This is a genomic window from Pedobacter glucosidilyticus DSM 23534 (assembly GCF_000425145.1).
Classification (GTDB): domain Bacteria; phylum Bacteroidota; class Bacteroidia; order Sphingobacteriales; family Sphingobacteriaceae; genus Pseudopedobacter; species Pseudopedobacter glucosidilyticus.
Genome location: NZ_AULF01000003.1, coordinates 108118 through 131854 on the forward strand (window position 1 = coordinate 108118; position 23737 = coordinate 131854).

General features: G+C 35.3%; 17 protein-coding genes. 10 read left to right on the plus strand and 7 right to left on the minus strand.

The window, feature by feature from the left end:
- Nucleotides 1-104: 104 nt before the first annotated feature.
- The 10 genes from tgt to H510_RS0100610 all read left to right on the plus strand — a co-directional run bounded on the left by tgt (nt 105) and on the right by H510_RS0100610 (nt 12113).
- Nucleotides 105-1235, plus strand: coding sequence for a tRNA guanosine(34) transglycosylase Tgt (gene tgt, locus H510_RS0100565; protein WP_026902522.1), 1131 nt, complete (start codon nt 105-107; stop codon nt 1233-1235).
- The gene (locus tag H510_RS0100570) at nt 1236-2330 is read left to right on the plus strand and encodes an LptF/LptG family permease (protein ID WP_026902523.1); all 1095 of its coding nucleotides are present in this window, start codon (nt 1236-1238) and stop codon (nt 2328-2330) included.
- Between the two features lie 2 nt (nt 2331-2332).
- Complete coding sequence (locus H510_RS0100575) at nt 2333-3232, plus strand: DMT family transporter (RefSeq protein ID WP_026902524.1); 900 nt, start codon at nt 2333-2335, stop codon at nt 3230-3232.
- A gap of 708 nt (nt 3233-3940) precedes the next feature.
- On the plus strand, nt 3941-6793 hold the full coding sequence (locus tag H510_RS0100580; RefSeq protein WP_026902525.1) for a TolB family protein: 2853 nt from the start codon (nt 3941-3943) through the stop codon (nt 6791-6793).
- A gap of 1 nt (nt 6794) precedes the next feature.
- A complete protein-coding gene (locus tag H510_RS0100585) occupies nt 6795-7106 on the plus strand; it encodes a hypothetical protein (RefSeq protein WP_026902526.1) in 312 nt (103 codons plus the stop codon).
- A gap of 1 nt (nt 7107) precedes the next feature.
- Complete coding sequence (locus tag H510_RS0100590) at nt 7108-7992, plus strand: NAD(P)-dependent oxidoreductase (protein ID WP_026902527.1); 885 nt, start codon at nt 7108-7110, stop codon at nt 7990-7992.
- Nucleotides 7993-7996: 4 nt separating this feature from the next.
- The gene (locus tag H510_RS0100595; protein ID WP_036691448.1) at nt 7997-9082 is read left to right on the plus strand and encodes an MBL fold metallo-hydrolase; all 1086 of its coding nucleotides are present in this window, start codon (nt 7997-7999) and stop codon (nt 9080-9082) included.
- Nucleotides 9067-9831, plus strand: coding sequence for a DUF1570 domain-containing protein (locus H510_RS0100600; protein ID WP_026902529.1), 765 nt, complete (start codon nt 9067-9069; stop codon nt 9829-9831). Before H510_RS0100595 ends, H510_RS0100600 begins: the two co-directional genes overlap by 16 nt.
- 57 nt (nt 9832-9888) lie before the next feature.
- Nucleotides 9889-10632, plus strand: coding sequence for a DeoR/GlpR family DNA-binding transcription regulator (locus tag H510_RS0100605; protein ID WP_026902530.1), 744 nt, complete (start codon nt 9889-9891; stop codon nt 10630-10632).
- 104 nt (nt 10633-10736) lie between these two features.
- The gene (locus H510_RS0100610) at nt 10737-12113 is read left to right on the plus strand and encodes a DUF4861 family protein (protein WP_026902531.1); all 1377 of its coding nucleotides are present in this window, start codon (nt 10737-10739) and stop codon (nt 12111-12113) included.
- Nucleotides 12114-12965: 852 nt separating this feature from the next.
- On the opposite strand, the gene H510_RS0100620 is transcribed toward H510_RS0100610, so the two are convergent.
- From H510_RS0100620 to H510_RS0100650, 7 genes are all read right to left on the minus strand, one after another.
- Entirely contained in the window at nt 12966-15803 is a 2838-nt protein-coding gene (locus tag H510_RS0100620) for an FAD-binding and (Fe-S)-binding domain-containing protein (RefSeq protein WP_036691450.1), read from the minus strand.
- Between the two features lie 15 nt (nt 15804-15818).
- Nucleotides 15819-17297: a sodium:solute symporter gene (locus H510_RS0100625; RefSeq protein ID WP_026902533.1), complete on the minus strand. Its 1479-nt coding sequence runs from the start codon at nt 17295-17297 to the stop codon at nt 15819-15821.
- A 14-nt stretch (nt 17298-17311) separates the two neighbouring features.
- Nucleotides 17312-18124: an N-acetylmuramic acid 6-phosphate etherase gene (gene murQ / locus H510_RS0100630; protein WP_026902534.1), complete on the minus strand. Its 813-nt coding sequence runs from the start codon at nt 18122-18124 to the stop codon at nt 17312-17314.
- A 26-nt stretch (nt 18125-18150) separates the two neighbouring features.
- Complete coding sequence (locus H510_RS17955) at nt 18151-19854, minus strand: glycoside hydrolase family 3 protein (protein ID WP_036691453.1); 1704 nt, start codon at nt 19852-19854, stop codon at nt 18151-18153.
- Nucleotides 19847-21694, minus strand: a complete 1848-nt coding sequence (locus H510_RS0100640; RefSeq protein WP_036691456.1) for an outer membrane protein assembly factor BamB family protein — start codon at nt 21692-21694, stop codon at nt 19847-19849. Before H510_RS0100640 ends, H510_RS17955 begins: the two co-directional genes overlap by 8 nt.
- Before the next feature lie 112 nt (nt 21695-21806).
- Nucleotides 21807-22253, minus strand: coding sequence for a hypothetical protein (locus H510_RS0100645; protein ID WP_155977757.1), 447 nt, complete (start codon nt 22251-22253; stop codon nt 21807-21809).
- Between the two features lie 11 nt (nt 22254-22264).
- Entirely contained in the window at nt 22265-23734 is a 1470-nt protein-coding gene (locus H510_RS0100650) for a SusD/RagB family nutrient-binding outer membrane lipoprotein (protein ID WP_026902537.1), read from the minus strand.
- Nucleotides 23735-23737 lie beyond the last annotated feature (3 nt).

Here is a 23737-nt window from a genome sequence, read left to right on the forward strand (position 1 = left end):
CATCCAGCAAAAGATATTTTTAAGTGCTTTTAACTAACCATTGCTTATCCTTAAATGCTTTATTTTTTCTTACTTTTGCAGGTATTTTATCATCAAAAAAATTAATGAAGTTTAAACTAGCAGCGCAAGACCCTTTATCAAAAGCCAGAGCAGGAGAAATAACAACAGACCACGGAACCATTCAAACACCCATTTTTATGCCTGTTGGTACTGCCGGTACAGTAAAAGCGGTGCATCAGCGTGAGCTAAAAGATGATATTAAAGCCCAAATTATTTTAGGAAACACCTACCACCTTTATTTAAGACCAGGTTTAGATGTGATAGAAAAAGCTGGCGGCTTACATAAATTTAACGGTTGGGATTTACCTATCTTAACCGATAGCGGTGGCTACCAAGTGTATTCTTTAACAGAAGTAAGAAAGATAAGAGAAGAAGGGGTTACTTTTAAATCGCATATTGATGGCTCTAAGCATTTGTTTACACCAGAAAATGTGATGGATATCCAAAGAACCATTGGTGCAGATATTATCATGGCTTTTGATGAATGCACACCATACCCCTGTGATTATACGTATGCCAGAAAATCCGTAGATATGACGCATCGTTGGTTAAAGCGTTGCATTGATAGATTTGATAGTACAGAGCCTAAATACGGCTACTCGCAAACCTTATTCCCTATTGTACAAGGCTCTGTTTATAAGGATTTAAGAAGAAAATCCGCCGAATTTATAGCTGAACAAAACCGGGAAGGAAACGCCATTGGCGGGCTTTCTGTTGGTGAACCGGCAGAGGAAATGTACGGGATGACAGAGGTGGTATGCGAAATAATTCCTCAAGACAAACCGCGTTATCTGATGGGTGTGGGTACCCCTATCAATATATTAGAAAATATTGCTTTAGGTATTGATATGTTTGACTGCGTAATGCCTACCAGAAATGCTAGAAACGGCATGTTATTCACTAGGCATGGTATTATCAATATCAAAAATGAGAAATGGAAGGATGACTTCTCTCCTATTGACCCTGATAGCGATTTATTCTCTGACCAGTTTTATACCAAAGCTTATTTAAGGCATTTAATCCACTCTAAAGAGATATTAGGCGCACAAATTGCTACTTTGCATAACTTACATTTTTACCTTTGGTTGGTAAAAGAAGCCCGAGAAAAAATTATAGCAGGAGAATTTTACGACTGGAAAAATAAAATGGTTAAGGCGCTTGCTCAAAGATTGTAAATGAAATTTTTAGATAATTACATCAAGCTGATAGACTGGTATATCATTAAGAAATACCTGGGAACTTTTGTGTTTACATTAGGGATTTTTGTTGTGATCTCTGTTGTATTTGATATATCTGAAAAGCTTGATGATTTTTTAAAAAGCAAAGCCACCATTAGCCAAATTGTTTTTGAATATTATGGTGGATTTATCCCATTTTATCTCAACTTCTTATCGCCTTTAATCAACTTTATTTCGGTTATTTTCTTTACCGCTAAAATGGCCGACCAAACAGAAATTGTCCCTATTTTAAGTGGTGGAGCAAGTTTTAACCGCTTTTTACGCCCCTATTTTATTGCCGCAACAGTCATCTTTATCGTAAACATGATTTTTAACCTGTTCATCATTCCAGAAACTAACAGGTTGATGATAAATTTTGAAAATACTTATACTAAAATTAAAGATACATCCAGAGAGCATGTGCATCTACAATTAGATGAAAACACCTACATCTACATGGAATCCTTCGATAACCTCAACAATACAGGTTATCGTTTCTCTTTAGAAAAATTTAAAGATAAAGAGCTTAAATCCAAGCTCATGAGTGATAGAATTAGCTGGGATTCTGTTTCCAGAAAATGGAAAATTCAAAACTATAGCATCAGACATGTTGATGGTTTAAAAGAGCGGATGGAACGTGGCGTAGAAAAAGATACCACTTTAGATATGAAACCAGTAGATTTTGACATTAGAGACAATATATACTCGGCCATGAACTATTGGGAACTTAACGAGAAAATTGAAAAAGAAAAAATAAGGGGTACAGGCGTTATGGTAAACCTTGAATTAGAGAAATATAAACGCTGGACTTACCCTTTCTCTACTTATGTTTTAACCTTAATTGGTGTTGCTTTATCCTCAAGAAAGGTTAGAGGTGGCGTGGGCTTACCCCTTGGTCTGGGTATTTTATTAAGCTTTGTTTATATCCTCTTTATACAATTTGCTAATGTTTTTGCGCTTAAAGGAGGCTTACCAGCTATTATAGCAGTATTGATACCTAATGTAATTTTTGCACTTTTAGGTGTATATTTAGCTATCAAAGCGCCAAAATAATCATGAAATTTAAGCTGAGTAATGTTTTTATCTTACACTTAACCGTATTTGTGTGGGGGTTTACTGCTATTTTGGGTGCCCTTATTACCATCAATGAAACCCACTTAACATGGTATCGGGTATTGATAGCTTTTAGCTCTTTATACCTTTGGTTTAAGTATAAGAAGATAAATTTCAGTGTCAATAAAGAGCAATTTATCAAGCTTTTTTTAACTGGCGGCATTGTTGGTTTACACTGGATTTTGTTTTTTGGTGCTATTAAAGCTTCTACCGTATCCGTTGCTATGGTGTGCCTTTCATCCCTAACTTTATTTACAGCCGTTCTGGAGCCTTTATTTAGCTCCAAATCTGTTTCAAAACTCGAAATTTTAGTCGGATTTTTAATTATCGTAGGTATTTACATGATTTTTAAGTTCGAAACGGAGTATGAAACGGGTATTATAATGGGAATTTCTAGTGCATTTTGTGCCAGTATTTTTTCCATCATCAACTCTAAACAAGTAAAAAATAGAGCTGCAACAGTTATTACTTATTATGAATTGATAGGCGCTTTTTGTTGGATTTCTTTCTATTTATTACTTACAAATGGCTACACAAAAGCCATGATTTTAAACCTTTCAGACATTATTTATTTACTCATTTTAGGTATTATTTGTACCTCAGTAGCATACGTTGCAGGGGTAATGGTAATGAAAGAATTGAGTGCTTTTAGGGTAGCTTTAATCACCAATTTAGAACCTGTTTACGCCATCATTTTAGCCTTATTTATCTTCGGAAAAGACGAGCAAATGACCAACGGATTTTACGCCGGAGCAAGCATTATTTTAGCAACAATTTTCTTATATCCCATTGTAAAAACTAGACTTGAGAAAAGAAAATTAAGCAAGAATTTACACCCATAAAAAGATCATTTATCTCTTATTTTTTTCACAGTTTAACGGCTTTATTTGGGAATTATTTAGATAAGATATTTACTATTTACAAGCTTAGTTTCAGACGTCTTTTATAGCCATAATAAATCCTTATAGCAACACTCATCTTATCGCACTTGTGGCATTAATTATTAAGTTAATCTCTCCTTTTAACCTCTTCTATCCTTTAACTATAGCAAATCAATTTGGCTATTTATTGCAAATGATTCATTACTAAAAAAACAAAATAAAATACACTAAGTATACTCAATAATTATTGTAAAAATCAATAATTGTAGTTTCAAATTGAGCTTATGCTATAGCTCGAACGACAAGAAAAAAGATAAAAAAATCTAAATCTAAGGGATAGTTTTAGGATGAATGACTTTAGTATGCTGTATACAATTTCTAAAAAACAAAAATTTTTAGAGCTTCCTTACGCAACAAAAAAGAACACTAAAACTTCTTCTTAGTGTATTTTTTTAATGATTTAAAAAACCTATATTGGAATGGCGAAAAGACGCCTATTTTAAAGAAAAATGGCTGTTTAAAAACATCAATTCATATCATATTTGATTTTATATATATTAATATAAAAATTTTATAATCAGATATTTATATAAATCAAATAAATTTTAAATTCAAACAATTTAACATTTAAAAAAATACAAATACTAAATATATTAGCATAAAGATTTAATGGTACCAAAAAATCAAAATAAAATATTTATAATCAGTTTATTAAGCTTATTAATTTTAACTTTTTATTCTCATAGGGTGTTTGGGCAACTTTTCAGTAGCGAACAAAACCCACCAAGTGTAAAGTTTAACCAAATTAACACGCCTCAGTTTCAAATCATCTACCCTACCCTCTTAGAAAAAGATGCGCAGCGAATGGCCAACTTACTTGAGAAAATGATTGAAGATGTGAGCAAGTCTTTAGGTCGCAAACCGAAACCTATCTCTATCATTTTACAGAACCGAGGCGTGGTATCAAATGGCTTTGTACAAATGGCACCAAGAAGGTCGGAGTTTTACACTATCCCAGGTCAAGAATTCGACTCGCAAGATTGGCTAAATGGTTTGGCTTTACATGAACTAAGACACGTAGTGCAGTTTGATAAGTTGGTACCAGATTTAGGCGCTCCAATTTTTGAAGAGTTAAAATTGGCGCTCTTCGGTATCAATTTACCACCTTGGTTTTTTGAAGGAGATGCCGTTGTTACGGAAACAGTTTTAAGCCCCGGAGGACGAGGCAGGCAACCCTATTTTGAATTGGCTTTAAGAACCAACTTAGGCAGCAATAAACACTACTCCTATTCTAAAAATTATCTGGGTTCTTTCAAAGATATTATACCCAATTATTACACCTTAGGATACTTCCTCACCAGCAAAATGAGAAGAGATTTTGGCGAGCAAATTTTAGATAAAACTTTAAGTAGAATGGCCCGCTTTCCTATACGCCCTTATAACTTCTCATCGTCCCTAAAAAAACATGCTGGTATAGGTACTCATCAACTTTATAAAAACACCATGCAAGAGCTAGACTCGCTTTGGACAAAGCAGTCAAATACATCGGGTAAAACTTTATACCAAACAGCTTACCATGAAGAAGCCGATATACCCACTTTTTATCAACTACCTTACCTAACAGCAGAAGGTAATTTGGTATGCCTCAAAAAGTCGTATGCAGAGACACCTGCTATCACACTGATCAAAAACAAAAAAGAAAAAACACTTTTAAGAATAGGCACACAACTAGAACCCAACTTACACTACGCAGCAGATTTGGTGGTATGGGATGAATACCGTCAGGATAAAAGATATGGTAAGCAGTCTTTCAATGTTATTTGCATTTACAACCTTAAAGACAGAAGGTTTAAACAATTAACACACAAAAGCAGGTATTTCTCTCCTGCCCTATCCACAGACGGCAAAAAAATAATCGCTGTAAAAGTTAGTTACGATAATCAATTTTCTTTAGTTGAGTTAAGTGTGCAAAATGGTGAAGAGTTAAAAAGCTATCCAAACCCCCAGAACTATATTTTACAAACACCACAATATGATGATAAAGGTAAAAAAGTAGTAGTAACAGCTGTAAACCAAGATGGCAAAACCTTATTGGTTTATGATTTAGAAAATGGTGCTACAGAGAAATTATTTGCTCCGGTAAGGCAACTGATCTCTAGACCAACATTTGCCAACCAGCAAATTCTTTTTAAAGCACACTTTAATGGTACAGATAATATCTACAGTTTTGATATAGCGACAAAAGCAATAAGTAGAATCAGCAACGCTCAATTTGGGGCTTACCAACCATCTTATGACGTTAAAAGTCAAGAAATTTATTTTTGCGACTACCAACATACTGGCCACCGCATTGTATCAATCAATTTAAACACCGTTAAAACAACTTTATCAACTAAAGACGACAATTACTTTGTTGAGTATTTTAAACCGCTTATATCGCAAGAAAACACTTCTAACATTTTTCAAGACATCCCTAAAAAGGAATATCCGATTAAACCTTACAAAGAGGCGGCTCATCTTTTTAATTTCCATAGCTTAAGACCAATAAGTACAGAAAGTGAAATAGACAATCAATACGTCATTGGTTTTGATTTAGCATCAGATAATAAACTCAACACTTTTTCATCTACCTTAGGATATGCCTATAATGCTGGATTAAGAACCAGCGAATACCGGGCTGCTCTAAGCTTTAAAAAATACTATCCTATTTTTACTGCTGATTATGAAAACCGTGGCAGGCTTAGTTATGTAAGATTAGTTAGTCCTAGCGGCGAAACTATTGCACCTTTCACCTGGAGAGAACATGTGAGTAATTTTGGTATCACAATTCCTTTTGCCACCAACTGGCTCAATAAGGGCTTCTCAACAGGCTTTAACATCAGTAGTAGTTATACCAGCAGGTATAATTTAAGTTTGCAACCCAATAATTTTCCTATGCAAATAAGCTTCCCTATGAAGTACCAATTTTACATGGGTTTAGGCACTTTAAGAAGCGAGAGAGATTTAGCTACACCATGGCTGGTTAATTTCAATATCTTATATGAACATTTACCTTTCGATAATAATTTTGATGGTAGCAACCTCATTTTAAAAACTTTTGTGAATACACCCGGCTTATTTAGCAATCACAGCTTACAGCTTAACTATAACTGGCAAAGCAATAGTGGTGTTTATACTTTCAATACAGATATTGCTAGAGCAAGTGGTTTTCTTAATTTACCGGCACTAAACAAACTCCATAATTCCTTATTGCTTGATTATCGTTTCCCTATAGCTTACCCCGATTGGGAAGTAGGACCTCTAGCTTACATCAAGCGCTTTAAAGGTGGCATTTTTACAGATTTTGAAAACATAGGAAAGGGAAACGGGTTAAGGTCTTATGGTGCCGAGTTTAGAATGGATTTGAATATCCTAAGATTTTATCTGCCAAATGTAGATTTCGGAACAAAAATTATCATGCCGGCAGAAGAAAGCATAAACAAAAAACCGATATTAGAATTTGGTTTGATTTTAAATTATTGATATGAGCTTTAAAACATTAACAATTATTGTATTATCGGTACTAATTACCGTGATATTTATGCAAAACACAGATGAAGTTTTGTTTACCATCCTCTGGAAAGAAATTTACGTTTCAAAACTTCTGATGATGTTGATTGTAACCATTTTTGGTTTTATCATTGGATTAATTATAGCCAGGCCAAAAAAGAAAGCACCTTTGGCAACAGAAAACACAAAAGACATCCCTTTTGAAGTAAATAAACCTCAGGATGATTACTTAAACCATAATGACAAAAAAGGTTTAAGTGATGAAGACCGTGATTATATCAACTAAAATGAGAGAAAAAATAGCTTTCCTTGGTTTAGGAAATATGGGTATTGCCATAGCACAAAACCTCATCAACGCCGGACATGAAGTAAGTATCTATAACCGTTCTGCCATAAAAGCGCAACAACTTACAGGAAATTTTGAACTGGCAAGCAGCCCAGCAGAAGCTGTTGCGGATAAAGATTTTGTTTTTACCATGCTGGCTGATGATGATGCTTTAAACCAAGTATGCAAGGGAGATGGTGGTTTTATCCCAGCCTTAAAAAAGGGCGCTATACACCTCAGCATGAGCACCATAGCGCCAGAAACATCTGCCAGCTTAAATGAAATACACCAAAAAAATGGCTCTTTTTACTTAAGCAGCCCTGTTTTTGGCCGACCAACAGCTGCTGCAGAAGCAAAATTATTCATTTGTTTATCAGGACAAGAGCAGGCTAAAAAACTTGCTAAACCCTTATTAGAACAAGTTGGACAAGCCGTTTATGATTTTGGTGAGGATGTTAAAGCAGCCAATGTGCTTAAACTTACTGGCAATTTCATGATTATGGCTTCTATGGAAACCATGGCAGAAGCCTTTACCCTGGCAGAAAAAAATGGTTTAGACCGCAAGCAAGTAGCCGATTTCTTCGGTAATACAGTCTTTAACGCTCCTATTTATAAGAATTACGGAACTTTAATTGCCAACAACAATTATCAACCAGTAGGTTTTAAGTCTACACTGGGTTTTAAAGATGCTCGCTTAGCCTCAAAAATGGCTTTAGATGCAGAAATGCCTGCCCCCTTACTTAACTTGGTTTACAACCGCTTGCTTGGCGCTATAGCACAAGGTAAAGGAGAACAAGATTGGGCAGAAAGTATAGCCAAAGGAGTTTCTAACGATGCGGGTATTTAAAAAAATGATGATATATTTCTTCGTTATCATTGCGATAGCAGCAATGGCAACCTACTTATTTTTACAGTCGGCGGTTTTTGGTGGTTCACCAACCGAAACACAAGTCAAACAAATAGAAGCTTCTCCAAATTATAAAAACGGAAGCTTCCAAAACCTTTCGCCAACTACAGTAAGCTTACCAGAATCGTCTTTTTTTAAAGTTTTACAAGAGTTTATTTTTAACAAAGAAGAAACAGAGCCTAAGCAGCCTATAAAGGTTGTTAAAACCGATTTAAAAAACCTTAAATCTGATGAACCCTTAATCATTTGGTTTGGGCATTCGTCCTATTTGATGCTTATTGATGGAAAAACCATTCTGGTAGATCCTGTTTTTAACCGAGCTTCTCCTATCCCACTTTTCGGGAAACCATTCAAGTATAGCTATGATTACAGTGCTGCCGATTTTCCAGAGATTGATTTATTGATCCTCACACATGATCATTACGACCATTTAGATTATCCAACCATCCAAAAATTAATTCCAAAGACGAAGAACTTCATTGTTCCTTTGGGTGTTGAGGCTCATTTAATCTACTGGGGTGCAAAAACTGAAACTATCAAATCCTTAGATTGGTATGATGAAACTCAGCTTTTAGACTTTAAAATAACAGCTACCCCGGCAAGGCATTTTTCTGGCAGAAAGTTTACCAGAGGCAATACCTTGTGGAGTTCTTTTGTTTTTAAAAGTGATAAATTGAGTATTTATTTAGGTGGAGATTCTGGCTATGATACCCATTTTAAAACCATTGGCGATAAATACGGTCCTTTTGATTTAGCTATTCTGGAATGTGGACAATATGGTGTTAACTGGCCGCTCATCCACATGTTTCCAGAGCAGGTTGCCCTAGCTACCGCTGATTTAAGAGCCAAACAACTTCTACCTGTTCATTGGGCTAAATTTAGCCTAGCCTTACATGCCTGGACAGAGCCCATCAATAAGCTGAGCCATATTGCCGATACTACCCAAAACCTAAATTTACAAACACCACGTATTGGAGAGCCTTTATCCCTCATCAAAATGGATAAAACAATAAAATGGTGGCAAAATTAAATCTCGTGAAACTACCTATCATTATATTATTATTGCTTTGCAGCTTTGGCTGTTACAGCCAGAAATTAGCTATCAAAGAAATTGGTTTTAGCTTAAAACCAGAAGAAAGAGCAAAAATAGAACGCTTAGCAACCTATGAAGTCAAAATATTTAATGGTTTGTTTAAGGATGCAGAAAATGACAGTTTAACTATCAACATTAACTTATACAACAAAGGAAAAGACTTTAGAGCCCTTTTACAAGAATTTGGCTTAAAAGGCTTAACAGAATCTGGATTTTATTCGCCCATAACCAACCAATCTTATGTGCTTTACCAAAGTGTAGCAGATATAGAGATTATCTTACATGAAATGAGCCATGCTCTTTTAAGGAATAGTATCAGAAATCCTCCCAGATGGTTTAATGAAGGATTGGCAGAGTTTCTAGAATCTCTAAAAGAAGAAAATTATAAAATACAGGTAAATGCACAATTTCATTATCTGGATAAAATGAAAGTCGATAATAGAAATACTCCTACAAATATCAGTGCTTTCTTAAACAGCCATAACAGTTGGCAAGACAAAAACAGAGTCCATGATATGTATACCATCTCTTATTGTATGGTATATTACATCATCAAGCAAAACCCTTTATTAATTAGCAAAATGGCCAATATGATGAAAAAAGGAATCAATACCGAACAAATTTTCGATACCCTGTTTGGCGGCATAGATAGTTTTGAAAGAAACTTTAATTTCTATTACCGATAAATACCATTTGAGTTTTAAGTCGCATTTAAATACATTTGCTGTGTTAAACCTAAAAATATGTTAAAAGAAGAACGTCATGCCTATATCCTCAAACAAATAAACTTACATAATAAAGTTTTATCATCTGATTTGAGCGAGCAATTGGTAGTTTCTGAAGATACCATAAGAAGAGATTTAAACGAACTTGCAGAAAGTGGTAAGATTTTAAAAGTACATGGCGGTGCTTTATCAAAATCTTTTCATTACCCCTTCCAACAAGTAGACGCTTACGCTAAAGATGCTAAAAAGGAAATTTCTAGAAAAGCTTTATCGCTGATACAAAACGGCATGACCTTATTGGCCAGCGGTGGTACAACCATGATAGAACTGGTAAGGATGATTCCTGATCATTTATCTTGTACTTTTTTTACAATTAGCCCTTTAGTAGCACTAGAACTGGCAGAAAAACCAAATTTACAGGTTATTTTGTTAGGAGGCCAACTCTCTAGAAATGCTCAAATAAGCATAGGCTCTAAGGTGATTAGCGAACTTAGTGATATTAAAGTTGATTTATGCTTATTAGGTGCCAATAGCGTTTCTTTAGAAGAAGGTGTTACAGATTCTGACTGGGAAGTGGTACAAGTAAAAAAAGCCATGATTAAATCGGCACAAAAAACTGCTATTGTAAGTATTGCAGAAAAATTAAATTCTATCCAAAAGCTTAAAGTTTGCCATCTTAATAGTATTGATTACCTCATTACAGATTTAAATGCTCAGGATAGCTTATTAACAAATTACGCCAAAAGCGTACACGTTATTTAAAGCTAAAATCTCTACTTCTTAAATACATCTTTTTAAAATATTGCTATATTTGAAATCGATTTCTATATCGATAAACCAATTTTTGCACATCATATTTTAAAAACATGTTCACAAAAACAACCCTCTCGGCTCTGCTAACGCTGTGTAGTTTGTATGTTGCCGCACAAACCAAACCATGGTATACACAAGGCGATTTTTATCCATCGCAAAGAATTGCCTACACTTTGGTAAATGATTTAGATATCAGCAGAGAAAACTGTCCTATCATCATCAAAAGAGAAGATTTTCCAATTCCTGATATTCATGAAATGTGGGTAACCGTGGTAGACCCTTCTTTACCTCCAGCACCAGAACCTAGCGAACAGCAGTTAAGAAATCAAGGCGGACATGAGTTAAGGAAAGAAACTAATGGACATGCTATTTTTCATCAACTGGATGATTTAGATAAAGATGGGATTTGGGATGAATTATTCTTTATGACCGATTTAAAGCCTAGAGAAAGTAAAACCATTTACATTTACATGGGCGAAAATATTAGAGGTTGGAACAAACACTATACCCATGCAAACATAGGTAGCTATACGCGTCATATTATGCCTTTCTGGGAATCTGAACATGTTGGCTGGAAAATATGGTTTGCAAACTCGGTAGATGTTTTTGCTAAAAGAAAGCCCTTATTAATGTCGCAACGCTTATACATGGAAAATTTAGATGGTTATGGTGTAAGCAATATTTCAAAAGATTTAGGTTCTGATATACAAAGTGTTGGAGATAGTTTTGGAGGTGGCGCTATCTGCCTTTTTGAAAACCCGGCAAAGCCAGATGCTGTAACACGACCAAGATTCACCCCTGCCCAAGCCGCTATGGCACCTAAAAGTATGTGGAATGCCGGTCAGATTAGTGATACCCGTTATGCTTATGATGTTGTAGTAAATGGTCCTTTACGTTCTATCATTAAAATAAAAACCATGAACTGGGATTCTGGTAAAGGTTTTTATGAGTTAGAACAATTTTACACCGCTTATGCACATCAAAACTATAGCACTTGTCAAGTAAATTATACCAAGTTTCTTCCAAAAAATTTAGATGTTTTAATGGGATGCGGTATACGTAAAAAACCGGGTAAAGAAGATTTATATCAACAAAATGGCATCATCATATCCTCTGGACCAGAAGGTATTAAAGACCCAGAGAAGATAGATGACAGAGCAGAATACATGATGGACTTTATTGGTAAAGCTATCGTTGTAAAAGATACTTACAAACCACAATACCAATTCTCGGCAGAACGTGGCGGTAACCATACTTTTAGAATACAGGCGCCAAAAGACAATAGTTTTGAATATGCCATATTTGCCGCTTGGAAAGATGGAGCAGTTTTAAATACCGCAGCTTCTTTTCAGGATTATGTGGTAAAAACCGCAAAAGAGTTTAATAGCCCGATAAGGTTTTTAAAACCAAGTATAGAGAATAAGAAGTAATTTTTTTAAACACAGCGTTCGCAGAGATTTTTAAAACTAAAAAGAGTTTTATGTTCTTGGTGAACGCTGTTTTATTTTTTCAAACCACGGAGGAGACAGCATTCTCAGAGAGCAGAAAAAGAAAAATTAAAAAAGAAAAATTAAAAATAGAAAACTCACCACCCAGAACTGCTAACCGATAACCTACAACCAATAACTTCTGTAAAATCAATCATTCTCTCATTCAAAAATCAATCAATAAAACTCACCACCCAGCTCCGTGTCCTCTGCGAACTTTGTGGTTAATAAATTAAGCCTTAAAGATTAAAAACGATGAAATCGTAAAACCATGTTAAGCTCTCGTTGCAAACGAACGCAAGATAAATAGACTTAGCTGGGTTATTTAAGAATTTGATAAATAAATATTTTATAGACAATCTCGTGTCTAGGATATCCGCCCAGCTCCGTGTCCTCTGCGAACTTTGTGGTTAATAAATTAAGCCTTAAAGATTAAAAACGATGAAATCGTAAAACCATGTTAAGCTCTCGTTGCAAACGAGCACAAGATGAAAAATTAAAAATTAAAAAGGAAAAATTAAAAATCTCTAAAATGTCCCATATAGATACAACATGCAACTGATACAAAATCAATCATTCTCTCATTCAAAAATCAATCAATAAAACTCACCATCCAACTCCGTGACCTCTGCGAACTTTGTGGTTAAAAAATTAAGCCTTAAAGATTAAAAACGATGAAATCGTAAAACCACATTAAGCACTCGTTACAAACGAGCACAAGATAAGTCCTCATATTTTAGAACTAACAAACTAAAACCTAACAAACTAACCAACTAAAAACTAACCAACTAAAACCTAACCAACTACTCCCTCCAAACACTCATCAACCAAATATACAATAGACTCATAGTTATGCCCTACCGCTTCAGACATGGCCATTTCACAAGTTTTTCCGCTAGAATAATAACCATCAAAAGTACCACAAGCATTAACTTCTTGGGCTTCTGGCAAAGTTGCAGAAGCTGTTAATTCCGGAAAAAGAAAGCCACGATCTCCTGCCATACCGCAACAACCTGCACTAAAAGGAACAGTAACCTCATCAGCAAAAAACTGTGCTACTTTTATAAATTTTTGCTGTAAACCCATCTTCTTTAAAGAACACACTGGGTGCAGCACAATATTTTTCTTTTTTTTGATATGCTGAATCCTTGGAATGATATAATCTGCTATATAATCAATGCTATCTATGACTTTAAGCGCATCAAATTTTTGCTTATTAGCATCTGTAAGCACCCTTCTACATCCCTGTAAAGTATAAGTACAAGAGCTGATATCTAACATCACAGGCAACTTGCCACCGTCTGATGCTGCCCACAATTTTTCTATAGTTTGGTTGCTGGTATACTGATAAGCATCCTGATAACCTTTAGAAGAAAAAATTTGTCCGCAACACAAACCATCAATCTGTTTTGGAATGATAAAGCTTAAACCTGCTTTTTCTGAAATAGCAGCCATGGTAGAGATGATATTCTTTTTCCCTTTTTCTACGCTACCTCCCATTGTTCTGGAGATACAAGTAGGCGCATAAACGACACCGCTTAAAGCATCATGCTGTTTAAGAATAGCTGTTTTACCAGTAGTTTTTAATTGGTTAGACCATAAAGGGAAACTCGGGATTTGCTTTTTTACAACCTTAGTAAAACTACGCATGCTGTTTTTACCAAAAGCAGCATTTAAGCCTTCTCCTATTTTAACACCTAAACCAGCAAAAGTTTCTGCCAAAGCAAAGTTTTTCGCTACCCACAGCGCTGTGTTATTGGCAAACCTGTTATGACTTTCTCTTCTCAGGCGTTTAATTAAATCACCGGTATTAATTTCTACCGGACAAGCAGTAGCGCATAAACCATCAACAGCACAGGTATCCATACCATCGTATTGAAACTGCTGCAATAATTCTTCATGCTTTTGATATGCTCTTTTATCACGTAAGTTAACCAACTCACGCCTTACCACGATACGCTGGCGAGGTGTTAGCGTAATATTCCTACTCGGGCAAATGTATTCGCAATAGCCACACTCCATACATTTATCTACCTCTTCTTCTACAGAAGGTAAATCTTTCAAATACTGTATATGAGCTTCTTTATGAGCATTGATAATAACACCCGGATTTAATAAATTCTGAGGGTCTATCAGCTCTTTTAAAGCTTTCATCACCTGATAAATATCTTCTCCCCACTCGGTAGCCACAAAAGGAGCCATATTTCTGCCTGTTCCGTGTTCTGCTTTTAGAGTACCCTTGTATTTGTGAACAACCAAATTAACCACATCCTTTAAAAAGCTATCATAACGCTTTATTTCTTCTGGTGTATTAAAAGATTGCGTCACCACAAAATGGATATTACCATCCTTAGCATGACCAAAAATAATGGCGTTATCGTATTGATATTGCTTAAAAAGTACTTGCAAATCAGAAATGGCATCACCTAAATGTGCTACCGGCACAGCAATATCCTCTAAAATAACGGTAGAACCACTAGCTCTTACCGCACCTACTGATGGGAACATCCCCTTACGCAACTTCCATAAAAAGTCTTGCTGGTAAGGGTCGGTAGTAAACTCTGCACTGTTTAAAAGCTTTAAATCTGGTGCTAAAGCAAAAAACTGATTGATTTTTAATTGTAAATCTTCCTGCGTATTTGCCTGATATTCTATCAATAAAGCCGAAGCACTTTCTGGTAAAGATTTTAAAATATCGGGTACACCTTTAATGTGCTCTATAGAACGTAAAGAAGCCCTATCCATCAATTCCACTGCCTCTGCACCAGAAACCGTTAACGGGATGATAGCCTTACAAGCTTCATAAATATCTGGAAAATATAATAAAGCAGTAGATTTCTCTTTATAATCATCTAAAGTTTCTAAAACTGCTTCGGCTATAAAGCCTAAAGTTCCCTCGGCACCAATTAATAAATGGGCTAAAATATCTAAAGGCTCATCATAATCTATAAAGGCATTTACCGAGTAGCCAACGGTATTTTTAGTTTGATATTTAGCTCTGATAAAATCCCGTACAGATTCATCAGCAGTAATTTGAGCTTTTAAATGGATGATTTGCTGATAAATAGCCGGGCATTCTTCTTTAAATCTTTGGTAATCTTGTGGATACTCGGTTGAGAAAACGAGCCCATTTGGTAAAACGAAACGTATGTATTTAGTTGTGTGGTAAGAATTATGTTTAACACCACAACACATCCCACTAGAGTTATTAGAAAGTATCCCCCCCATCATAGCAGAATTGATGCTAGATGGATCGGGACCCATTTTTTTACCGTATCTCTTTAAGGTATGATTTACTTTAGCACCAATAACCCCAGGTTGTACCCTTACATATTTACCTTCGTTCTCTACAATAACTTTATCCCAATACTGACTTAAATCTACCAAAATACCATCTGTGATGGATTGGCCAGATAAACTGGTTCCGCCAGTTCTAAAGGTTAAAGGAATTTGATGTTTTAAGGAAAATTGAAAAAGTGCAATAACCTCATCAACAGAAACAGGTTGTACAACAGCTTTGGGTTGTAAATGGTAAAAACCTGCATCTGAAGCATAAGCTACTAAATCTATCAGTCGGGTTTTAATTCTTTCCTTTGGTAAAACTGACAGGAGTAACTCGCCTATATGTTGCATAAGAATAGCTTTAATCTAAAATTTTAATACTTTTTCTCTTTGATTACTAATGGCTAATAAGCATAAAAAGGTTATCGCAGCATTGATAATGATCAACTCGAAACCTACCGAATAATTAAACCAGCTTAAAGAATTAGCATCAATAACAAAAGACAAAATTGGCGATAAAATACAAATAATAGGAACTAAACTATCTTTTACATTTCTGTAAGTTAACATCCCAAAAGCAAATAAGCCTAACAGAGGTCCATAAGTGTACCCTGCAGCTTTAAAAATAGCATTAACAACAGAATCATCGTTGATAAGTTTAAATATCAATACCACAAGAAAAATCAATACCGAAAAAACAATATGAACATAATGCCTGATATTAACCAGTTTTGATGAATTTTGATCTTGCTTTTTATCGAAACCTAAAAAATCTACACAAAAAGAAGTGGTAAGGGCTGTTAAAGCAGAATCTGTTGTAGCAAATGTAGCGGCAGTTAAACCCAACATGAAAACAATGGCTGGCACTACTCCTAGATAATTTAAGGCTATTTCTGGAAAAAGATGGTCTGGTGTACCTAAAGCTTTTACATCAATACCTTTGGCTGCAGCGAAAGTATAAAGTAAAGCTCCCACACTTAAAAAGAAAATATTGATACAAACAAATATCCCTGTAAAGGTAAGCATGTTCTTTTGTGCCTCACCTATATTTTTACAGCTTAAGTTTTTCTGCATCAAATCTTGGTCTAAGCCTGTCATGGCAATAGTGATAAATAAACCACCTAGAAACTGTTTAATAAAATGATTTCTATTACCCACAAAATCATCCCAAAAGAAAATTTGCGAATAACTACTGGTTTTAACTGTTTCTATAGTGCTAGCAATATCAAGATTTAAACTTTTAGCGATGAAATAGATAGACAATACAACAGATGAAAGTAAGAATACTGTTTGTAAGGTATCTGTAATGATAATGGTTTTTAAACCTCCTTTAAAAGTGTAAGACCATATCAATAACAAGCAAATGATGATGGTTATCCAAAAAGGCACATTCCATGCATCGAAAATAAATTTCTGTAATACAATAGCTACCAAATACAATCTAAAAGCAGAGCCTATGGTACGAGAAACCAAAAAGATCATGGCTCCAGATTTATAGCTCCAGAAACCTAGTCTACGCTCTAAGTAAGAATAAATAGAAATGATATTTAACCTATAGTACAAAGGTAGCAATACCGTAGCTATCAAAACAAAGCCCACAGCATTTCCTAAAACAAATTGAAAATAACCAAAAGCACTTTTATCTACAGCACCAGGAACAGAGATAAATGTAACACCCGAAAGTGCAGTACCTATCATCCCGAAGGCAACAAAATACCACTTAGAGTTTCTGTTAGCAATAAAAAAACTAGCATTATCTGATGAGCCTTTAGAGGTGAAATATGATACCCCTATAAGCACCAAAAAGTAAATGATTAAAAAAGATAATAGCGTAATGGGCTCCATGTATGATTTAATTTTTAATGGCTAATAAGAACACTTTCAATAGCTTTTCTTACGCTACCATATTTTTCTAGTAATTGCGTTGCAACATCGTGGTCTTTACCTGTTTCTTGCATAATCATGTTAATACCTCTGCTAAATAACTTATGATTAGTCAATTGCATATCAACCATTTTATTGCCTTTTACACGACCCAGTTGAATCATAACACTGGTACTTAACATATTGAGAATAAGTTTTTGTGCTGTACCAGATTTCATACGGGTAGAGCCAGAAACAAACTCAGGACCAACAACTACTTCTACCGGGTATTGTGCTTCTGCAGCCACCGGACTACCCACATTACAAACTACACAACCTGTAACAATACCATGTGCATTGGCGGTATTCAATCCTCCTATCACATAAGGTGTAGTGCCTGATGCTGCAATACCTACTACCACATCGTCTTCGGTAATATCAAATTCTTGCAAGTCTTTCCAGGCTTGCTCTGTATCGTCTTCTGCAAACTCTACGGCTCTGCGTATGGCAGTATCTCCACCTGCAATAATACCAACAATCCAATCAAACGGAACACCAAAAGTAGGCGGACATTCTGATGCGTCTAAAACGCCTAACCTGCCACTAGTACCAGCACCTATATAAAATAAGCGACCACCTTTTTTCATTTTCTCGGCCGTAATGGTCGCTAATTTCTCCAGTTGAGGAATAGCTTTAGCAACAGCATCGGCAACTGTTTGGTCTTCTTTATTGATGTTATATAAAATTTCTCCAACGCTCATTTTATCTAAGTCGTGGTAGTTAGATTCTTTTTCTGTTACAATTTCCATGTTTATTTTTTTTAATTCTCTCTCTTTTATTTATTTGCAATGCCAAACCCAAAATGATAGCCCCCACCAATGCTTACTGGCAAAGTACCATTGGCTTTTATCTCACCTTTTAAAAAACTTAAAACGGCTTCATGCATCAATTTATCATCCTCATAAGCAGCTACCAGATTGTTTAAATCGGTAAAATTACTCATGGCATAAGGTGTACCAAAAGCAATGTTAATAGCTTTATTTTGTAGGTTAACCTGCTTAATAAAATTGATGGCTGTTTGACTAATACCAAAATTGTTAGCCGGGTATTTTGTGTATTGATGCACACCAATAATCATTACATCGTATTTGCTTTGTAATTGCTGCAATAAAACATTGGCTTCTTTTTCAGTCGCATCGTAAGGTAAACAATAGCTATCTGCCGTATAGGTATTTTTCAAGAGCTCAGAAAAATGATTTTCAGCTTTTAAACCCACACCTACAAATGCTATTTTTTGTTTATAGTTAAGCGGAGAAATGGTAGAATCTGTTTGTTTAAGCACTGTAATAGCTTGCTTATAGATTTCCTTTTTTAAAGGAACAACCAACTCGTTAAGCTCGTTAACTAAATTTATAGTATCAATAACAGGTACTTGATAAAGACCTAAATTGTATTTAGCAATTAAAACACGATTTACTTTAGCCTGTATATCTTCCCAGCTTAATTCTTTTTTACGGATAGCTTTTCTAATCCTTTTGATGCTCCCTTTAATATCGCCAGGCAAACATAACATATCATTACCTGCAATTAAAGACTGTGCTGCTGCCTCACCTTGCGGATAAAACTTAGCAACACCTTTCATTTCCAGCGCATCGGTAAAATTAATCCCTTTAAAACCTAAGTCGTTCCTTACCAAATCAGTTACATTTTTTTTGGATAAGGAGGAAGCTTGATTAACTGTAGCATCAATAGCTGGGATGTATAAATGCCCCATCATCATACTGCCAACACCAGCTTTAATCATTTCTTTAAAAGGATAAATCTCTAAAGAATCTAATTGTAATTTAGATTTAGGGATTACCGGCAAATCATAATGAGAATCAACACTTACATCGCCATGCCCCGGAAAATGTTTAGCGCAAGCCATCACACCTGCTTGCTGCATACCTTGCGTAAGCGCTATGCCAAACCTAGCTACTTTGTATTTGCTCTCCCCAAAAGACCTTACATTTATTACCGGATTAGCAGGATTGTTATTGATATCAACCACAGGCGCATAATTAACCTGTATACCTGCCCTTTTACATTGTATACCCATAGCATGCCCCATTTGATAAGCTAAATCTGCATTGGCTACAGCACCTAAAGTTAATTGATTGGGGAAACGTAAGATGTCATCAAAGCGCATCCCAACACCAGTTTCGCCATCTATACAAACCATTAAAGGTGTACGGGCTTGCTGTTGTAGCTGATTAACCGTTAGGGCTTGTTGGATAGCTTTCCCCTGAAAAAGGCAAATAGAACCAATGTTATATTTTTGGATATATCTTGATACTTCTTTGGTATAAAAAATAGCAGAATCACCACTTCTTTCTGATAACCTCAATACCATGAGTTGAGCAATTTTCTCTCTCCTGTTTAGCTTTTTATAAACGCTATCTGCCCATTGTTGCGAAGCCTTAGAAACTTGTAAAAATTCTTGCGCCTGCACTCCGCCTGATAATAACATCAGGGAAAATATGATGAGTTTTTTAATCATGTTGCTTATATTTTAGATAGCTTATTTTGCCATCCATTGTACTTACCATTACTGCATTATTACGGATGGGTTTAATGGTATTGATTAAACAATTTGAGGTTTTATGTTTCCAAATTACCGCTCCATCCTTTTGGTTAAGCGCCACAGCTAAACCAGAATGGGTAGATATAAAAACTTGATTTTTATAGGTTGTAATAGCTGCCGGATTAAGCTCATAAGACAATTGTAATGGAGATTCCCAGCTAACCTTAAAATTTTCTGCCGATGTAGAAACGCCTATAATTTTACCATCCATGGTTTTAGCATAAACCAATTGTTCATCAACAGATAAACCTATAGATTCTCTTACCCTGTTATTTGCTAACGTCTCCCGCCAGATAACTTTTCCACTTTCGGCATCAAAAGCGGTCATATACCTATCTGGTGCTACAATAAAAACTTTACCATTTGCAGCAACAGGCCAACATGCGGCCGGCGAATACATCCTGTTGGCAGAGCCATTGGTCCATTTCCAAGCCTCTTTACCTGTTTTGGCATCTAAAGCATAAAAATAATTTCCCCAACTACCAAAATACAGCTTGCCTTGGTACAAAAGTGGCTTGGTTACCACAAAACCCTTAACTTGCGGATAGTCCCAGATTAAATTTCCATCAGTTACAGATAAAGCTCTAAAATGCCCATCAGACGAGCCAAAATAAACCCTATTATCCATAACTAAAGGACTGCCCAAAATAGCTTTAGCTGTTTTATACTTCCACTCTAAATTTCCAGTTTTAGCATTTAAACAATACAAATACCCATCTGTAGAGCCAACTAAAACACTATTTTGATAAACATAAGGGGTACTGTATATTTTACCCTGTGTTTGAAATTTCCATTGCTGCTTTCCTTTAGTCTTGGTTAAAGCATAAACCTCACCTTTGGTATTAGCACTGATAAATAAATGCTTAAATTGAGCTATACCAACACCCAAATCACTATCATCCTGAAACTCCCACTTCACTTTTACCTGAAGATACTGCTTATTTACAGCAAAATTTGGTCGTGGATAGTTACTTGGCTGAAGATGAAAAGCATGGTCTTTAAGTGTTACACTTAACCAAGTTTCTTTTAAATCAGTTAAAGGTTTTTGAGTGGTAAATGTAGCTTCGTTATTGGCTATAGTAACAATGTTATAACCTCCAACAGTATCTTTAGCCCTTAAATTAGAACGTCCCATCACGTTTGGAATACCCTCAAATTCATATTTTTTGTTTTGATGACCATGCCCGCACAGCATCAATTGGATATTCTTTTTCTTGAGAATATCGATAGCGCTGTACCAATTGTTTAAAGAAGAATCCTGCGGATAATGATTCACATAAATAATTGGAGTTCTATCCTTAACGGTATTTAAAACAGAGTCTAGCCAAACAATATCTTCTCTAGGAATTTGACCCGGCCCCATCCTCATATACGGACCAGAACCAGTACCTACAAACCTGTATCCATTATAAGTAAAGGTAAAAGTACCCGATTTAAAAGTAGTTAAAAATGAATTTCCGCCACTCTCAGACCAATTGGTATCATGGTTACCCGGAGTTACATAATAAGGCTTGTTTAAACTATCCAAAATCTGCTTAGCCAATTTTAGCTCTTCATCAGAGCCAAATTCAGTTACATCACCTGATACGATAACAAATTTAAGTTCAGAGTTACGATTGATATCCTTAACGGTTCTACGTAAATCATCAGCACCTGTTACATTACCAATATGGGTATCTGTAACATGAGCAAATTTGAAGGGTTGAGCAAAGGAATTGAATCCTAACAACAACAAAAAAATCAAAATTGGCCTCATAAATATCATATTGTCGATATATGCGTTTATCAAACAAATTAACGCAAAATAACGCAAAAGTTAAAAGTATAAGCCGAATATATTTTTTACAATATCATTCGGCCTACAAGTTTTATCTTACTGTCAAAACTAGATTTGAACTTTTAGTTAAGGTATTTTTATTAGTAACAACCACCTGCATATTTATAGTGGTACCAACACTAACATTGGGTACCGTATAATTTAAAAGAAGAGAGTCTGTCTTAGAAACATTAGAATAAGCACTTTGATAAGGAGTGGTAGAAACTGTTTGTTGCGTACCTGTTCCTACGGTTGCTTTAAGTTCAACCTTATCAATAGGATCATCAGACCAGTATCTAAGATCAAATCTTACATTTTGTCCAGCTGTTACATTATTGTTAGCTTGTGTTGGCGTTATACTAAAGCCAGCTATTACAGGTAACTTACCTATCACGGTAACATTATCTTTAAGCCATTGGTCAGCATCTTTTTCACATGCAGTAAAGCATATAGGTAATGCTAAAAGAACCATTAAATATCTAAATTTATATAATTTCATAACTTTATCATTTATTGAAACAACCATAATTTAACACCTTGATTAGGAATTCTAGGAACATTTGGATTTCTGCCAGGTTCATTATCTGGATAATTCCCTCTTTGAATCCATTGTACAGCACCATTAGTTCTATTGGTAAAAGGCGGAGTTAAACCTCTATAAATGTTGGTATCGTAATCATATCTCCTCATATCTGTCCATGTTTCCATCTGTAAAAATAAAGCAATATATTTCTGAAGCATGATATCAGATAATGTTAAAGCATTAAAACCTTTTGAAATTAATGGGTTATTAACATATAAATCTGCATTGGCAGTACTTACACCAAATTTTTGCATACTCGCTCTAATACCACTTAAATAAGCATTATAAGCCTCTAATTTATTTACACTAAACAAGGCTTCAGCCTTAATAAATTGAGCTTCGGCATAAGTTAAAATTGGGACAGGAGAAGTAGTTTTACCATAATAAGTATTAGCGGTAATATCGGTATTAGCCAAATTTGCTCCTTGCTCATTGTCTTGTGTACCAACCGGACGACCTATATAACTTGCTGCACCTCCATTATCAACAAGTAAAGGTAATCTTGGATCAAATAATGCAGGATAAACACCTGTTAAACTTCCATTTAAAAGATCTACAAAATATTTAGAGGGTCTTGCATAACGTGACGCTGCTGCCGTTACAGACAAATTGGTAAACCAAGGATGATTCCTTTCTGTAGTATAAACAAGCTGCAAGTCAGAAGCTCCAGTAGCATCATTAATACCTCTGTCTATATCTGTTACGGCTAAAGCTGCATTGGCAGCGTTCTTTTTGGATAAATGAATATAATATCTTCCTCTTGCAGTATAGGCCGCTCTTAACCATCTATCTATATTACCTCTATAAAATAAATCTGTTGTACCTACTCTAGCACTTGCTAATGCAGGTTGTGGTTGAGATAAATCAGCAATAGCACCGTCCAACAAGCTTTTTAAATAATTGTTATATATATCTTCTTGCGAATCATATCTAGGGCTTAAAGTAACAGATGGATTAAAAGCTTCTGAATAAGGTAAATCTCCCCAAATATCTGTACTCTGCATCAAAGTTAAAGCAGTTAACAGTTTTGCGATACCAGCATAATGCGGTAAGTTATTTTGCTCTGCTCGCTCTCTTAAATCTTTCAGTGTAGGAAGAGCTCTTAAATATGCTGATTCCCAAATATTATCAAAACCATAAGGATTATAAGAATCAATATTAGCGGCTTGATTAGCATTACCTGCCAGATATTGAGGATAGAAATTACCAAATTGTCCAACATTCCAAAAAGAAGTTGCAGTATATTGTATGGCGGATGGTAATAATCCAGCTTCTGTAACTTGTCCGCCCGTTAACCTATCAGGGTCTTGGTTAATATCGAGTTGCTTTTCGCATGAACTCATGACCATTAGGCCACAAAAAGCATAAGTTAATATTTTAATTTTATTCGTTTTCATATT

Bases quoted from the DNA above. Each gene is read 5' to 3' on its own strand.
- H510_RS0100610 (WP_026902531.1), top strand. From the start codon at position 10,737: ATGTTCACAAAAACAACCCTCTCGGCTCTGCTAACGCTGTGTAGTTTG.
- tgt (WP_026902522.1), top strand. From the start codon at position 105: ATGAAGTTTAAACTAGCAGCGCAAGACCCTTTATCAAAAGCCAGAGCA.
- H510_RS17955 (WP_036691453.1), bottom strand. From the start codon at position 19,854: ATGATTAAAAAACTCATCATATTTTCCCTGATGTTATTATCAGGCGGA.
- H510_RS0100620 (WP_036691450.1), bottom strand. From the start codon at position 15,803: ATGCAACATATAGGCGAGTTACTCCTGTCAGTTTTACCAAAGGAAAGA.
- H510_RS0100645 (WP_155977757.1), bottom strand. From the start codon at position 22,253: ATGAAATTATATAAATTTAGATATTTAATGGTTCTTTTAGCATTACCT.
- H510_RS0100605 (WP_026902530.1), top strand. From the start codon at position 9,889: ATGTTAAAAGAAGAACGTCATGCCTATATCCTCAAACAAATAAACTTA.
- H510_RS0100580 (WP_026902525.1), top strand. From the start codon at position 3,941: ATGGTACCAAAAAATCAAAATAAAATATTTATAATCAGTTTATTAAGC.
- H510_RS0100600 (WP_026902529.1), top strand. From the start codon at position 9,067: ATGGTGGCAAAATTAAATCTCGTGAAACTACCTATCATTATATTATTA.
- H510_RS0100570 (WP_026902523.1), top strand. From the start codon at position 1,236: ATGAAATTTTTAGATAATTACATCAAGCTGATAGACTGGTATATCATT.
- H510_RS0100595 (WP_036691448.1), top strand. From the start codon at position 7,997: ATGATGATATATTTCTTCGTTATCATTGCGATAGCAGCAATGGCAACC.
- H510_RS0100625 (WP_026902533.1), bottom strand. From the start codon at position 17,297: ATGGAGCCCATTACGCTATTATCTTTTTTAATCATTTACTTTTTGGTG.
- H510_RS0100650 (WP_026902537.1), bottom strand. From the start codon at position 23,734: ATGAAAACGAATAAAATTAAAATATTAACTTATGCTTTTTGTGGCCTA.
- H510_RS0100640 (WP_036691456.1), bottom strand. From the start codon at position 21,694: ATGAGGCCAATTTTGATTTTTTTGTTGTTGTTAGGATTCAATTCCTTT.
- H510_RS0100585 (WP_026902526.1), top strand. From the start codon at position 6,795: ATGAGCTTTAAAACATTAACAATTATTGTATTATCGGTACTAATTACC.
- murQ (WP_026902534.1), bottom strand. From the start codon at position 18,124: ATGGAAATTGTAACAGAAAAAGAATCTAACTACCACGACTTAGATAAA.
- H510_RS0100590 (WP_026902527.1), top strand. From the start codon at position 7,108: ATGAGAGAAAAAATAGCTTTCCTTGGTTTAGGAAATATGGGTATTGCC.
- H510_RS0100575 (WP_026902524.1), top strand. From the start codon at position 2,333: ATGAAATTTAAGCTGAGTAATGTTTTTATCTTACACTTAACCGTATTT.